At 43.4% G+C, this 16,764-nt stretch carries 9 protein-coding genes; 7 read left to right on the top strand and 2 right to left on the bottom strand.

Annotated elements, in window-relative coordinates; translation table 11 throughout:
• From WC496_09905 to WC496_09890, 4 genes are all read left to right on the top strand, one after another.
• Complete coding sequence (locus WC496_09905) at positions 1-879, top strand: sugar ABC transporter permease (protein MFA5293333.1); 879 nt, start codon at positions 1-3, stop codon at positions 877-879.
• Complete coding sequence (locus tag WC496_09900; GenBank protein MFA5293332.1) at positions 866-1,732, top strand: carbohydrate ABC transporter permease; 867 nt, start codon at positions 866-868, stop codon at positions 1,730-1,732. The genes WC496_09905 and WC496_09900 overlap by 14 nt, the downstream gene beginning before the upstream one ends.
• 130 nt (positions 1,733-1,862) lie before the next feature.
• Entirely contained in the window at positions 1,863-5,153 is a 3,291-nt protein-coding gene (locus WC496_09895) for a hypothetical protein (GenBank protein MFA5293331.1), read from the top strand.
• Positions 5,154-5,179: 26 nt separating this feature from the next.
• A complete protein-coding gene (locus WC496_09890; GenBank protein ID MFA5293330.1) occupies positions 5,180-7,939 on the top strand; it encodes a beta-galactosidase in 2,760 nt (919 codons plus the stop codon).
• Positions 7,940-7,950: 11 nt separating this feature from the next.
• Here WC496_09890 and WC496_09885 read toward each other — a convergent pair whose 3' ends face one another.
• Complete coding sequence (locus WC496_09885; GenBank protein MFA5293329.1) at positions 7,951-10,041, bottom strand: glycoside hydrolase family 30 beta sandwich domain-containing protein; 2,091 nt, start codon at positions 10,039-10,041, stop codon at positions 7,951-7,953.
• Positions 10,042-10,063: 22 nt separating this feature from the next.
• The gene (locus WC496_09880; GenBank protein ID MFA5293328.1) at positions 10,064-12,163 is read right to left on the bottom strand and encodes a glycoside hydrolase family 30 beta sandwich domain-containing protein; all 2,100 of its coding nucleotides are present in this window, start codon (positions 12,161-12,163) and stop codon (positions 10,064-10,066) included.
• Positions 12,164-12,359: 196 nt separating this feature from the next.
• Here WC496_09880 and WC496_09875 point away from each other — a divergent pair, with 196 nt between their 5' ends.
• From WC496_09875 to WC496_09865, 3 genes are all read left to right on the top strand, one after another.
• Complete coding sequence (locus tag WC496_09875) at positions 12,360-13,712, top strand: glycoside hydrolase family 30 protein (GenBank protein ID MFA5293327.1); 1,353 nt, start codon at positions 12,360-12,362, stop codon at positions 13,710-13,712.
• 18 nt (positions 13,713-13,730) lie between these two features.
• On the top strand, positions 13,731-15,584 hold the full coding sequence (locus tag WC496_09870; GenBank protein MFA5293326.1) for a cellulase family glycosylhydrolase: 1,854 nt from the start codon (positions 13,731-13,733) through the stop codon (positions 15,582-15,584).
• Between the two features lie 493 nt (positions 15,585-16,077).
• Positions 16,078-16,761, top strand: coding sequence for a response regulator (locus tag WC496_09865; GenBank protein ID MFA5293325.1), 684 nt, complete (start codon positions 16,078-16,080; stop codon positions 16,759-16,761).
• The last annotated feature ends 3 nt before the right edge of the window (positions 16,762-16,764 follow it).

Genomic DNA, 16,764 nt, shown 5'->3' with positions numbered 1-16,764 from the left:
TTGAAAAAAAGTACCGAAAACTTATTCAAGGGGCTTATATTCATTTCGCCGTGGATAATCGGCTTTCTGATTTTCCAGCTCTATCCAATATATAAGAGCGTCTATTACAGCTTCTGCGAATATGACGTACTAAACCCGCCAATTTTCATCGGGCTGAAAAACTACAGCAGTCTTTTCCACGACGAGATATTTTTAAAATCCATAACAAGCACAGTCGTTTATACGGCTATGGCGATACCGCTTTCAATGATTGTTTCGCTGTTCTTTGCTATTCTGCTGAACCAAAAAATCATCGGACGCGGAGTTTTTCGCACGATTTATTTTTTGCCGTCGTTAGTACCGATGGTCGCGCTGGCTATTTTGTGGAAATGGATGTTCAACGGAGAAAATGGAATTTTAAATTATATACTCGGCCTGCTGGGCATTAACGGGCCGAACTGGCTCGGTTCGACAATGTGGGCAACGCCTTCAATCGTACTAACCGGAATATGGGGCGTGGGCGGTTCAATTGTGATATACCTTGCAGCCCTGCAGGATGTGCCGCGAAGCCTTTATGAGGCTGCGGAAATTGACGGCGCAGGCTGGTTTGCAAAAATTCGACACATAACAATCCCAATGATTTCGCCGGTGATATACTTTAATCTTATACTCGGAATCATAGGCTGCCTGCAGGTTTTTGCAGTTCCATATATTATGACCGCAGGCGGTCCTGCCCGCAGCACATACTATTACACAATGTACTTGTTCGATAACGCGTTTAGCTTCTTAAAGATGGGCTATGCCGGTGCGATGGCTGTTCTACTGTTTATTATCATCGTTGTAATAACAATTATTACAACAAAACTAACGGCAAGCAGGGTTTATTATGCAGAAAAATAATCTACCGAAACCTACATCACATAAAAAACAACGGCTGCTGTCGTCTGCCGCGATACACGCGGTACTAATAATCGGTGCGATAGCGTTTTTGTTTCCGCTTATTTGGATGCTGTCAACGGCGCTGAAGCCGCTGCCGGAAACAACAAAAATCCCGCCGACAATTATCCCATCAAAATTTATGTGGAGTAATTATACCCATGCGACAACGGCGATACCATTCTGGAAGTATGCGAAAAACACTTTGATAGTTTGCGTTCTGTCGGTAATAGGCACACTGGTATCGTCAACGCTGGTTGCATACGGATTTTCGAGAATCCAGTGGAAAGGCAGGGATGTACTGTTTTACTGCGTTTTAGCTACAATGATGATACCTTTTCCGGTTATAATGGCACCATTGTTCGTTGTGTTCGGCAAACTCGGCTGGATTGGAACATTAAAGCCGCTGTGGATTCCATCGTTCGGAGCAGCAGCTTTCAATATCTTTTTGATGCGGCAATTCTTCCGCACAATACCAACCGAACTGACCGAGGCGGCAAAAATCGACGGCTGCAGCGAACTGGGAATACTGCTGCGAATCGTACTGCCATTGTCAAAACCTGTACTGCTGGTGGTAGCGTTGTTTCAGTTTATCGCGTCGTGGAATGATTTTCTCGGTCCGCTGGTATATCTGACACGGGAAGATACTTATACCCTTGCGCTTGGTCTGCAATTTTTCCAGAGCCAGCACGGCGGAACTTACTGGAATTATCTGATGGCGGCATCGAGCCTTATTGTTCTGCCGATAATCATAATTTATTTCTTTGCGCAAAAAGCCTTTATCGAGGGCATTTCGCTTACCGGTCTTAAGGGATAAAATCGCCTTTAAAATCTTCCGCACCAGACCACTTGACAATAAAAACTTCAGGTATATAATATAGAAACCGGTTGCTAATGCAAAAATATAAAATTTTCCCGTGAAATTTAAAATGTATCCGGAGACAAAAATGATACCAAAGTATTCATTGGGCGACAACGGTGAATTCGTTATTGAAAATTATAATCAGGCAAAACCATTTGCCAGTTTTTTCCCGGGTATTGCCGGGGCAGATGGAATTCCTATGTGGGTTTTTTATGTAAACCGTGGCCAATGCCTGTGCAGTATCGGTCTTGAGGATAAACAAAAACCGATAATGGAATTTCTCTCCGCCAATGCCGCATATCAGCTCTCTTCAACACAGGGCTTCAGAACTTTTGTAAAAATTTTCTACGGCAAAAAAGGATTCCTATACGAACCGTTTCAGGATAAGCTGGAGCAGCGTTCAATGAAAATAACACAAAAAATGATAATTCGCCCGGAATCTTTGTCTATAGAAGAGGAAAATAAAACGCTGGGATTGTATTTCAAAGTCGATTTTTTCAACATAGTCAGAGAAAATTATGCCGGGCTTGTGCGAAAGCTTACTATTGAGAACAGAACAACCAAAAAAATAAAAATGGAAGTGCTGGACGGACTGCCTCTGATAATTCCATTCGGCGTTGATAACTACAATTTAAAAAATATGCGGCGGCTCGTGGAATCATTTGTCGAGGTAACAAATCTTAAAAATAACGCTCCATACTTTAAAATTCGCACAAAACAGCAGGATAGTCCTGAAGTAATACCTGTAAAAGAGGGAAATTTTTATCTGGGCTTTATCGGCGGCAAGGCAAAGGGGAAAATTATATCGCCGATAGTTGACCCCGAAAAGATTTTTGCTCATTTAACTGATTACAGCTACCCGAAGGTATTTGCCGGCCAAACGCCTTATAAACTCAATGGAACACAAATTACTGAAAACCGTCTGCCGTGTGCGATGGGATATTTTACAGCAGTAATCAGTCCAAAAAAATCGTGTGAGTATAATTCGATAATTGGAAGTATTTCGAGCGTGGAGAAACTTAACAAACTTATAACGCAGATGTGCAGCGGCAGTTATATTCCGAGAAAACAATCCGAAAACCAGACCGTTATTGAACAACTGACACAGAATAATTTTGTACATAGCAGTTCAAATGAGTTTGATTTATACTGCAGGCAGAATTTTCTGGATAATACGCTGCGGGGCGGTTTCCCGGTATCGCTGCGGCACAGAGACAAAAGCACAACGCTTCATTTATATTCACGAAAGCACGGCGACCTCGAAAGAGACTACAACGATTTTCAATTATCGCCTACCAATTATTCTCAGGGAAACGGCAATTTCCGCGATGTTAATCAGAACCGCAGAAATGACCTGCTGTTTAACCCTGACGTAAAAACGGATAATATTGAACAATTCTACAATATGATTCAACTGGACGGGTTCAATCCGCTGATTGTAAAACCGGTAAGTTTTGAAATAACAAACACACCGAAATTAAAACAAATTATCAAAGCTGCCTTTTCCTCAGAGCAGGCCGCATGCGTTTTGCAGCTTTTCAAAAAACATTATACGCCCGGCCAAATAACAACTTATCTGGATGAACGTAATATAAAAATAAAAATCGGCATGCCTGCTTTTATCGCCCAAATATTGACAATAAGCAAAAAAGTCTCCCAGCCGGATTGTGGGCACGGTTTCTGGTCTGACCATTGGTGTTACAATCTCGATTTGTTCGAAAACTATCTGGCTGTCTGGCCGGAGAATCTGCGATATATCCTGTTCGAGAAAAATGATTTCACTTTTTTTGATAATCATCATTATGTTCTGCCGCGGGAAGACAAATATGTTCTCTGGTGCGGCAAACCGATGCAGATTGATTCTGTCGCCCGCAGCAGTAAAAAAGAATCGCTAATCAAACAGAGAAGCGAAAGAAAAAATGAGGTCAGAACCAGATACGGTAAAGGCGAAATTTACAACACAACCCTCGCACATAAAATTATCAGCATAATAGTAAATAAAATCGCTTCGCTGGATTTTGAAGGTATCGGCATTGAAATGGAATCTGACAAACCGAACTGGTATGACGCACTAAACGGCCTTCCGGGATTGTTCGGTTCAAGTCTGTGCGAGACCCTCGAATTAAAACGGCTGATAATTTTTACGCTCGATTCCATTGAAAAATCTAACATAAAAAAAATATCAATCGCAAATGAGACTTACAATTTCATATCTAAAATCAAGAAACTTCTGAAAACCAACAAAAATGGTTTCGATTACTGGAATAAATCCGCATCCTGCAAAGAAGAATACAGGACTGAGATATTCTTCGGCGTTTCAGGCAAACAAAAAACCGTCAGTATTGCGGAATTGAAGCAGTTTTTAATCTCGGCTCTGGATAAACTCAACTATGGCATCGCAAAAGCACAGGCTAAATCAAAAGCCGGTGTTCTGCCGAGCTATTTTATAAATCAGCCGATAACTTATAAGAAAATAATTACCAACGGCAACCCTAAATTAAACGGACGGGGGTTCCAATGTATAAAAGTCACAAAATTCAAACAGCATCCCCTGCCGTCGTTTCTTGAAGGGCCGGTGCATTTTTTAAGAATTGAAAAAAACAAAAACAAAACGCTGGCCATGGCAAAAGCAGTCAGAAAAAGCGGCTTGTTCGATGAAAAATTAAAAATGTATAAGGTCAACGAACCGCTTTTGGACCAGCCTATGGAAATTGGAAGAACCAAAACATTTTCACGGGGCTGGCTGGAAAACGAATCCATCTGGACGCATATGGAATATAAATATATGCTTGAACTGCTTAGAAGCGGGCTATTCGAGCAATTTTACACTGATTTCAAAAATGTATTTGTGCCTTTTATGAATCCGCAGATTTATGGACGAAGCATACTCGAAAATTCCTCTTTCATCGCAAGCAGCGCAAACCCGGATGCCAATATCCACGGCACAGGATTTGTCGCAAGACTCAGCGGCTCAACAGCGGAATTTATACACATATTCCTGATGATGGCTGTCGGCGAAAAACCATTCACGATTGACCATAACGGCAAAGTCACATTACATTTAAATCCCGCAATTCCAGACTGGCTGTTTACAACAAGGCCGCAGACAAAAAACCTGTGGATAAATAATAAACAGGTAAAACAAAATTTCGCGGCAAAAACACTCAGTTTTATGTTTTTAGGCGATATTCTGGTTACATATAAAAACCCAAAGATGAAAAATACCTTCGGCGACGACTGCGTAAAGCCGATAGCCGCGGAGATAAAAGATATAAACGGCAGAATCACAAAAATAAAAGGCGGCGTCTTTGACGAAACAATCGCCCGCAAAGCAAGAGAACACAAAATTCAGTCAATAGAAATAGAATTAGGTTAATTACTTTTTAAGGCAGGAAATTAATTATGACAGCATCAGCATCGCAGGGAAACATTACTTATGACGCGAAAAGTTTTATAGTCAACGGGAAAAGACTGCTGCTTACAGGCGGCGAATTCCATTATTTCCGCACACCGAATGAACTTTGGGAAAACAGAATAATCAAAGCAAAACGATGCGGGGCAAATCTTATCACAACATATATTCCATGGAGCTGGCACGAACAGACCGAAGGCAAACAATGCTGGACAGGAGACAGAGACCTGGGCAAATTTATCGAACTGTGCCAAAAACATGAAATATATCTGATTGTAAAACCCGGCCCGTATATATGCGCGGAATGGGATTTCGGCGGACATCCGGACTGGCTGCTATCCAAAAAAATACCATTGCGCGTACTAAACGATAAATATCTTGGTTATGTCCGCGGCTGGTACAAATCCGTTGCCGAAAAAATATTGCCATATATGGTTACCAAAGGCGGAAATATCCTCTGTATCCAGGTCGAAAACGAATACGACCATCTTATGCATTACGGCGAAGAAAAAATCTCGGTTGAAACCGCTGTCGAATACTTCAAACGACTCGGCAAAATGCTCAGGGAGTTCGGTATAGACATTCCTCAATTTGCAAACGAAGCGGAATTTCTCAGGGGAAAAGGTATTATCGACACACGCACTTATTATCCCAACATTCCGTTCTTTACGCACTGGATGTATGAGCACGAATATTTCGACGGAAAAATCATAAACGCCAAAAAAGGCCAGCCCGACTGCCCCACTATGATTCTCGAACTGCAGGTCGGATGGTTTTCACAATTCGGCCAGCCTTTTTACATTCCGGATATCAATCTGACTGAAAGCGTAACCAAAAGCGTTTTGATACTCGGAGCATCCGTTCTGAACTATTATATGTTTATTGGCGGCACAACCTTTCCGTACTGGGGCTGCCGCGGAAATAACTGGCCTATAACAGGCATCGGCACAGGCACAAGTTTCGACTTCGGCGGCTCAATGATACGCGAATGGGGCCATGTAATGCCCGGCAGATATGACTGGACAAAGGCTTTTATGCTATTTTGTCAGGATTATAAAGATTTACTTCTCGAATCAGAAAGTACGGAAGACTTTTCAGCAATATCAGAAAAAAATGAAATACAAATAATAGAAAAAACCGGCTCTGCCGCCGACAAAACACTTTCGACAAAATCAGAAAAATTCAAAGTATATGCCAAAAGAGACGGCAAAGGTCAGCAGCTTGTCTGCGTCAGAAATCTCAGCCCGCAAAGCCGAACTGTAAGCATCTTCAAAAACGGCAAAACAATTATTACCGGCCTCGAACTTGAGCCTTATCAAACATCTCTTCTCCCGGTCGATGTTTGCATACCCAATACAGACATTAAAATAATGAGTTCAAGTTCTGAATTGCTCTTTACGAAAAAAATTAACGGGCAGGTTTTCTTCGGTCTGTACGGCAAATCCGACAAAATCGGCAAAACAACTTTAAATGTCTCCGCTTCAGAAGTAAAAATCCTCAAAGGCGACATCGAACTGGCCGGCAGTGAACAGGCCGTACTAAAATATAAACATACCGGAATACAAATTGCGCAAATTAAAAATCATCTGCTGTTTATCATCGACCAGAAACTGGCCGGCAAAGTAGAACCGATGAACAACGGTATTCTTGTCTGTGATGCCTATTTCACAAAGGACATCGAACAGAGCGGCAATCAGGCTGTTGTAAAAATACAGGTTGTCAGCGGTGAAAAAAATACATTCCATTATTTCGGCGGCAAAAAAATCACCCATGCATCCATCGCCGACAAAACAATACAAACATTTACAGATGTTAAAGATATGCAAACTTCGTTTGGATACAAAAAGACCGCGAAAAACAGCGTAAGTCTTAAATGGCTTGGCGACTGGAAAGTAAAAGCCGATACAGACGAAATCGCCCCGGACTACGATGACAGCAACTGGCTGAGACTGGCAAAGCCGACATCGCTTGAAGAAGCAGGCCTGCTCGAACACGGCTACATCTGGTATCGCGGACAATTCGAGCTGTCATCAAAATCAAGAGATGTCCAAATCATCTACACAGGCAATGCTACCGACCGCCAGTATATTTATCTCAACGGCAATCTCGTCTGGACAGGCATAACTTCGGAAAATAAACCGCAGAGAATAGACATCGATAATAAATTTATCGTTGCCGGCAGAAATTGTCTCGCAGTGCTTTACGCAAACATCTACCACAACAAATCCCATCCGCACGAGGGAGCAATCCTGAAATACAGCGGAATAATGCAGCCGATATTGATCAACGCCGCCTCAGCAGGTAATCCATTAACGACCGACGTTTCAGATTTCAGAGTCCGCCAGCAGTTAACCGGCATATTAAAGGGCTACACAAAAAGTTTATTCGACGATTCCGACTGGACAAATGTACCAACCGCTGAAAAATATGTTATCTCTGAAAAAATGGGCAATATCGTCTGGTTCAGACGCAAATTTGAATACAAGTGCCATCCGGGCGTTGAAGCCGCAGTGCGACTGACAATTCCGAACGCCAGTCAAAGATGCGTATTCTATCTCAACGGCAAGGGGCTGGGGCAATTTGAATCTATAGGCCCGCAGCACGAGTTTTATGTGCCTGCAACATTCCTGCAGAAAGAAAATGTTCTGGCAATTGCTCTGGAAGGTACAGATAGTTTTCTTGTCGAGCCGCGATTAGATACTTTCTACGAGGCAATTGATACGGAAGTAAAACTTGTCTTCGAAGGATAATCCGCCTCTGACTATTGAAAAAATACTGTGCGCTGTTTTTCCAGCAGTTTCTGCTGATCACCGGTCGTAATCCAGACATTAACGTCGTTCGAATTCGGACGCCATATAAACGTGCTGAATGAAACGGCAGGCAGGGGATAAATAAACGACTTATTATTCCATGCGATTTTCAGGTTGTGCGAACTTGTTGAAGCATTAGTAGCAAGACACACGATCGAATTATCCAGATTCTGAAAGGCTGCATTTTCAATACCTGCTCCCGCTGATTCGGTCGATTGAATACGCACGGCTCCGGGCCGCACAAATTTGCTTGCCTGACCTAACGCATAATATTGAGGCCGACGTGAAACCGCGTGTGTTACTGAATTAATTGTAACAACGCCGTGGCAGGTATCGCAGCCGCCGGCAATTTTGGGGCCGTTATCCTGATCCAGTGCAAGATTCCATTTGACTACGGTCTTTGCCCAGTTGCGCGTTGCCCGCACGATTAAATTGCCATTATCTATCAGGCTCCAGCCGAAATCCTGCGGCTGCCATGTCCCGTCAGAGCCTTCGGTGAAATAGGCATCTTTGTCCGGGTAGGCATCATGTACCTGGCTCTGTGTTGAAATATCTCCACCGTACCAGTGCCATGCCGTGCCGGCAATATATTGATATACCTCGCTGTCATTTAGAACGGCGACCGGAAAATCAGGCCGGTCCCAATTGTGGTCCCAGATAATAATTTTTGTGTTAATGCCATTTGCCTCAAAAGCCGGTCCCATGAGTTTTACCAGTCGTATCTGGTCGGCAGGTTCCATGTGCATACCCGGATACGAGTATGGCTCATAATACGGCTCATTCTGCAAGGTAACCGCATCGATGTCGATGTCCCATGCTGCGTATGCCTGAATATATTTGACAAAATAGTTTGCCAATGCCCGATAGACCCTGTCATCGTTAGTCAGACTGCCATAGCCGAATGCCTTGCTCGTCTTCATCCATGCAGGCGGGCTCCATGGCGTGCCCATAATTTTGATGTCAGGACAGATGCCAAGCGCCTCCTGAAGTATGGGAATTATGTATGTAACATCATAATTAATTGAAAATGAAGTCAGGTTATAATCGGTGTCACCGTATGGGACATCGTCATAGCTGTAATCAACTCGGCGAAAATCTGAAGCGCCCATTGGCTGACGCAAATACGTCAGCCCGATACCGATATTAGGGTCGAACAGGTCTTCGAGCACACTTGTACGTTCAGCAGAGGTGAGGTAATTGCCAATAAGATATGCGGATGAATCGGTCAGTGATGCGCCAAAGCCGTCAATCTCCTGATACCTTTGGGTATCGTCGATTTCAATCAAATTGCCTTCAAACAGAAGGTCTGGAACTTTAAGCCAGTGGTCTGCGAAAATGCTCAGATCGCAGGGATCCACCTGACTGTCTCCGGTCAGGTCGTATAGGGTTGACGATTGAAGCCATGAATGAGCAAACGCCGCAAAATCCTGAAAATCGACGAACAAATCGCCGTTGAAATCAGCGTTTACCTGTATCGGCGGGACCTGGCCTGTAAATGAAATCTGATCGAATAATATAGTTCCGGAAATGCCTCCGTGCAGGATAATTTCCGCTGTTACGGTATCGGCCGGAATTGTTATATTGCCGCTGCTGTATTGCGACCATGTTGTATTCCGGCTGCCGGAAAAAAGCATATTCGTATAAGTGCTTATCGTGTTTCCGAATGCATCTTTCCAGTTAATTCTGATATAACCGGTTGGCGTGCCCCAGTCTTCCGTACAGGAATCTACGCTGAAGATGCAAGTTGTGCCGGGCACCACATCAATAGATTGTACCCACTCTTGGTATTCACTGCCGGAATAGCCGCCCGCGCATACGAAACATCGTCCTGTCTGACCCCAGTTTTCATCTATTTTCCAAACAGCCCATCCGCCGTTTCCCCGGCTTGACCACGAGTTCGGCTTGCCGCCGGAACTGTCTTCAAAACCTCCGTTTAGCGCCAACTCCTGAGACGCTGCGAAACAAAGGTTCGAACAGACCGCCACTGCCAAGAAAACCGGTATTAAGGTTGTGAGGCATATCTTTAACTGCTTATATCGCATTACGATTAACAATGTCCTTTGGTCACTGGAAGAATACTATATGCTGTTTCTGCAGCAATTTCGTCTGGTCGCCGGTAGTGATCCAGACATTAACTATATCCGACCCCGGATTCCATACGAACGTGCTGACTGAAGCAGCCGGCAGGGTGTAAATGAATGTTTTAGTCCCCCATGCAATTCTCAGATTGTGCGGGCTTGAGTCCGGACTGACCACAAAACAGACAATTGAACCATCCGGATTCTGGAAAGATACGTTCTTGATATTTGCGCCCGGCGATTGAGTTGAGTCGATACGCGATGCTCCGGGCCGCACGAATTTGCTTGCCTGACCTATCGCATAATATTGAGGCCGATGCGAAACGGCGTGTGTCGCGGAATTAATCGTAATAAAGCCGTAGCAGGTATCGCAGCCACCGCTCGTCTTTGGTCCATTATTCTGGTCCAGTGCAAGATTCCATTTTATGACCGTTTTGGCCCAGTTGCGTGTAACATCAATGACAAATTTGCCGTTTCTTATCAGGTCTTCACTGAAACCTTCATCATTCCATACTCCATCGGAGCTTTCAGTAAAATATATATTTTTAGTGGGAAAGTTAGTGTGGATGGTGCTCTGCACAGAGACATCGCCGAAATAGTCATGCCACGCAGAACCATCGACGTACGATGAAGCGACGGCATCATTGTAAACGGCTGTAACAAAAGAGGTGTTGTCCCAGTTATGGTCATAGCTGATAATCTTTGTGGTGATGTCGTTTGCCGCAAAGGCAGGTCCGACCAGCTTTATCAGCCGTATTTGATTTGCCGCTGACATAACAAGGCCCGGAGACGCAGGAGTCGCATTAAGCGGCTCATTCTGCAATGTTACGGCATCTATATTAATACCCCATGCTGCATAGGCCTGAATGTATTTGACAAAGTAATTTGCCAGAGACTGATAGACGCTGTCGTTATCGATTAGTGTACTGTTGGTGCTGCCGCTTTTGCCTTCCCATACCCGCGGAGTTTTCATCCATATCGGCGGAGACCACGGCGAGCCCATAATTTTAATGTCGGGACTAATTTCCATCGCTTCCAGAATCAGCGGAATTATATATGTGGTTTCACGCGCAATCGAAAACGAGGTCAGACCGTAATCGGCAGGGACAGAGCCGGGAATATCATCATAGCTGTAATTACTCAAACGAAAGTCTGAAGCTCCCATGGGCTGACGCAAATAGGACAGACCGATGCCGATATCGGGGTCAAAGAGGTCTTGAAGCACGCTTTGCTGCTCATTGGCATTAAGATAGTAACCTATAAGGTACGCGGATGACTCGGTCAGTGAAGCGCCGAAGCCGTCCATTGTCTGATACTTTGTTACGTCATTAACGGTGAGTTGATAGCCTTGATATGGCGGACTTGTGATTGCAAGCCAGTTATCAGCAAAAACAGATAAGTCGCTAAAATCCACAAAACCATCTCCCGTCAGGTCATACGTGGTCGATGATGTGAGCCACAAATTTGCGAACAATACAAAATCATCGAAATTGACGATGTAGTCGCCGTTAAAATCGGTATTTGGACCCTGACTCAAAACTGAGACCTGGTCAAATAACACAGTTCCATAGTATCCTCCATGCAGGATGATGTCCGCCGTTACGGCAGTGGCCGGAACTGTTACGGGGCCAAGACTATATAGTGCCCATACAAGATTCTGGCTGCCGGAATAAAGAGTTTGCTGAACGGAACTGATGATTGTTCCCGATGTATTTTTCCAGTCAATTTGAATATAGCCGGTTGGGCTGCCCCAGTCCTCTGTTCTGGATTGTACGCTGAACGTGCAGGTTGTACCGGGCGCTACCGAGATATTTTGCACCCACTCCTGATATTGGCCGCTGCTTGCAGCACCTGCATTGACATACCATGTTCCCCACTTGCCCCAGGCATTATCATTCTTCCATGTGGCCCATCCGCCGCTTCCCCTGCTTGACCATGAGTTCGGCACGCCGCCTGAGCCGCTTTCAAAGCCGCCATTAAGTATCAGTTCCTGCGGTATGGCCAGACAAAGGCCTGAATAGGCCGTCACCATTAAAAAGACCGACATTAAACGTGCAAGGTACATTTTTTTGAAACTTTGAACCATTTTATATCCATATAAGTCTGTCTGTGTGTATATTACAACATATACAACTTTAAGTCAAGTTTAACTTGACTTATAAATGCAATATTTTATAATAGCAATCGGTTTCTAAGTAATAGTACATATTGAAATATATAGTTGCATTTACAGACTTAACAGAGTCTGTTTGTGCTGTTTTCGTTTACAGGAAAAAAATTTAATGGAAAATGACCTTCAGGTTATTTTGACCGCCAAAGACTCTAAAGACCGCCTGGCAATCAGAGGCTCGGTTTCTCTGTCAAAAGACAAGTCTGCTGCGGTTTGCGATTTTGTCGAGCTGGACGTATCAAAAACATTTCAGGTAATAAAAGGATTCGGCGGCGCTTTCACCGAGGCCGGTGCTTATGTTTTATCTCAGATTCCTCCGGAAAAAAAGGATGAGGTTCTCCGTGCTTATTTTGACGAGGTTGACGGCCTGGGCTACAGCTTGTGTCGTACACATATTAATAGCTGCGATTTCAGTCTCTCGAATTATTCTTATGACGATATCGAAGGTGATTACGAGCTTAAACATTTCAATATCGCTCACGATAAAAAGTTTTTGATTCCATTTATTAAAGACGCTATGCGGACATCTCAAAAAGGATTTAAACTCTTCGCTTCGCCATGGAGCCCCCCTGCATGGATGAAAACCAATTCGCAAATGAATAACGGCGGGAAATTAAAAACTGATTGCTATAATGCATGGGCTCTTTATTTTACAAGATATATTAAAGCGTACTTAGATGCCGGCATTTCTATCTCGGCCGTTACGGTACAAAATGAGCCTGATGCCGTCCAAAGATGGGACTCCTGCATTTATTCGAATGAGGAAGAAAGAGATTTCCTGAAATTTTATCTCGGACCGAAATTCGCCGAACAGGGTTTGTCGCACATTAAAATTATTGTTTGGGACCACAACAAAGATATTCTCGTCGAGAGAGTTTCAACAATTCTCTCCGACCCGCAGGCAGCTAAATATGTGTGGGCAGTAGGTTTTCACTGGTATGCAGGAACATATTTCGAGAATCTTTCAAAGGTACATAACTTCTTTTCTGACAAACACTTAATCGCAACGGAAGGATGTCATGAAAGAGGCGTCAAACTCGGCAGTTGGCAAACAGGAGAAGGTTATGGTCACGCGATTATCGGCGATTTGAATAACTGGACAGCAGGCTGGGTTGACTGGAATATGCTTCTTGACGAAAACGGCGGGCCGAACCACGCCCATAATTATTGCGACGCCCCTATTATCGCAGACACTAAAACCGGCAAACTGCATTATCAAAGTTCGTATTATTATCTCGGACACTTCAGCAAATTTATAAAGCCCGGAGCCATAAGAATATTCTCTTCTGCCAGCAGCAAACATCTTGAAGTTACCGCTTTTCAAAATCAAAACGGTTCTGTCGTTACCGTCGTTATGAACAGAACCGAAAATAAAATAGATTTTTGTCTGCGTTTTAAAAATTACAGCGCGACATTAGAGAGTCCGTCTCACTCGATTCAGACTCTTATAATTAACCGTCCATAAATTTAAAGGAGACTAAAAATGCCTGTCAAAACCCGATATATGATTTTGATTTTACTGGCTGCAATCGTACTGCCTTTGTATGCCGCTGAATTGCCGATGTTGAAAGCAAAGAGTACTTTTATTGTTGATGAGAGCGATAAAACTGTAATTCTCAAAGGCTGCAATCTTGGCAACTGGTTTTCGATAGAAATGTGGATGCTGCATTCATATAACAATAAAATCAGAGACCAATATACATTAGAATCTGTGCTGGCGTCTCGTTTTGGATATCAGGAAAAAGACAGGTTAATGGATGTTTTCAGAGCCAATTGGATAAAAGACAGGGATTTCGAAATCATTAAGTCTTTTGGGATGAATTGTGTGCGTCTTCCGGTTTATTATCAATTAATCGAAGACGAAAATAACCCTATGCATATTAAGCCAAACGCCTTCAAATGGCTGGACCATGCCATAGACACGGCCGAAAAACAGGGAATTTATACGATTATTTGTCTGCACGGCGCCGCCGGCGGACAAAGCAACATGGGACATTGCGGAAGAGAAGATTTTAATCAATTCTGGAACAATGAATCTTATAAAAAACGGACGTATTGGCTCTGGCAGCAAATTGCCGAGCGTTACAAAGGCCGTTCCTGCATCGCCGGCTATGATTTGTTAAATGAACCGTGGGGCGCCGATATGAGCGAACAGCTCAAGGCTTACGATTCTATTTATAAAGCAATAAGGACGATTGATAATAACCATATTATCTTTATGCAGGGGCACGCTTCTATAAAAGAAATGGGAAATCCTAAAGACAGAAATTGGTCCAATGTAGTTTATTCGCTTCATCGTTATCCGGGTATTTTCGATGGCGGCCCCCCGACACGTAAAAATCAGACAAGATTTCTAAAAGTAGTTTTAAAAGATATTGATAATGAACTTAAAGAATATAATGTACCGTTTTTAATGGGTGAATTTAATGTTGTATTTACCTCTGCCGGCGGTGCGGAAATGATGCGTTATCATTTCGACACTTATGCCAAATACGGCTGGGCTGCGACCATGTGGGCGTATAAGGTAATCACAATCCCGGGCGAAGAACGCAGAGGGTATTGGGAAATGGTCACAAACAAAAATCCAATACAGGATATAGATTTCAGTACTGCAAGTTTGAGTGAAATAGAAAATTATTTTAAATCTTTATCTTCAGATTATACAATTTTTGAAGGCCTCAAAAAATCTTTGACCGACAAACAGCCTCTTCCGCCATTGCCCGAGCCGCCGCCAATGCCCGAGCCGATTACATCTGCGCCTTTCAATGGTAAGCCTATCGGCTGGGCCGCAACTGATATAGGGACAAGTATTCCCGGCGGTCAGAAAGTCTATTCCGACAGCAAAATAGACCTTTACGCCTCCGGTGCTGACATTTATTTATCAAACGACCAGTTTCGGTTTATATGGAAGAAAATTGAAGGCGATTGCGAAATTTCCGCGACCGTTGACGAATTAACATTTGTGCATATGTACGCCAAGGCAGGCGTTATGATTAGAGAAAATTTATCCGATGATTCTGTCTGCGCGCTGTTCGGCGTAAGACCTGCCGGCGAACTCGAATTTATATGTCGTTATCACAAAGCCGAGCACGTAAAAACCGACGGCCATCTCGGCCATGATTTCCCCGGCATAAATTTAAAACTGATACGCAAAGGCCAGACTATTGAATCTTATCATAGTAAAGGTAATGACCAATGGGAGAAATTTATGACGGCTACTTTGCCTGGCCTGCCAAAAACTGCTTATGTCGGCATCTTTTGCCTTAGCCACGATAATTCTCAGTTAACCAAGGCCTCGTTCAGCAACATAAAATGTGTTGGCAAAATAGTTGAGTAAGATGAATTACAAGTGGTTTACCATCCTCGATAGTGGTGTTTGAATCTATATGCAAACAAAAACGCCTTGTAAGTCTTTTAATTTACAAGGCGTTAGCGTAACGAGGCCGAAGGGACTCTCCGCAGGATGCCTTACGGCAGAACCCTCAACCTTCGGATCGACAGTCCTATAGACACTCCATAAGACCCTATCTAACAATGACTTACACGCGTGTTTTTGAGCCGAAATGAGGATTGCAAGTGGTTGACAAGTGAATATACAAGTGACTGACAAGTGGATATACCGTGGCGATTGACACTTTTTTGACACCGGTCTCTTTCTAATCTGACATCACTATTTGCAACAAAAATCAAGAATTGTAAACTATGGATAAGCTCTATTTAGACCAGATGTTGAGATTGGACCAGATTATGGTAAACTAAACTCAAGCCAACTAACAAAAAACTAACATTTTGCTAACAACAAGCTAATACAAATAGAGTATAAAAAAGCTATGGCAAAGGAAAATATTCTGATTGTAGATGATGAGGAGGACGTTCTCGAACTGGTTAGGTATAACCTCGACAAGAACGGCTACAAAGTTGAGACGGCAACCACCGGTGAGGATGCCTTGAGAAAAGCAAGGGTCAAAATGCCCGACCTGATGATTCTGGACTTAATGCTTCCCGGCATCGATGGTTTAGAGGTCTGCAAGAAACTGAAAAGTGATGCCAAAACGCAGAATATTCCAATCATAATGCTTACCGCTAAAGGTGAAGAATCTGATATTGTCACCGGTCTGGAATTGGGGGCTGATGATTATTTAACCAAGCCATTCAGTCCAAAAGTTCTTGTAGCCAGAATACGCAGGATTCTACACAGGAACGTAGCACGTGATTTGGAAAAGTCGCCGGTAAAAATTCACGACTTAACTATAGACCCCGCCCGCCGTCAGGTTCTGATTAAAAACAAACTGGTAGATTTAACCTTTACTGAATTCAATATCCTTTACGCATTAGCTAAAAGACCGGGCCTGGTTTTTACACGATACCAGATTGTTGATATGCTGCATGGTGATGACTACCTGGTTACGGACAGAGCCGTAGATGTTCAGATAGTAGGGCTTCGAAAAAAATTGGGGCCTTGCAGCGAATATATTGAAACTGTCCGCGGCGTTGGATATCGCTTTAAGGATTAATCA

The sequence above is a fragment of the Phycisphaerae bacterium genome, from assembly GCA_041652575.1.
Taxonomy (GTDB): Bacteria; Planctomycetota; Phycisphaerae; order Sedimentisphaerales; family UBA12454; genus UBA12454.
This window is presented reverse-complemented; position numbering and strand designations above follow the sequence as displayed.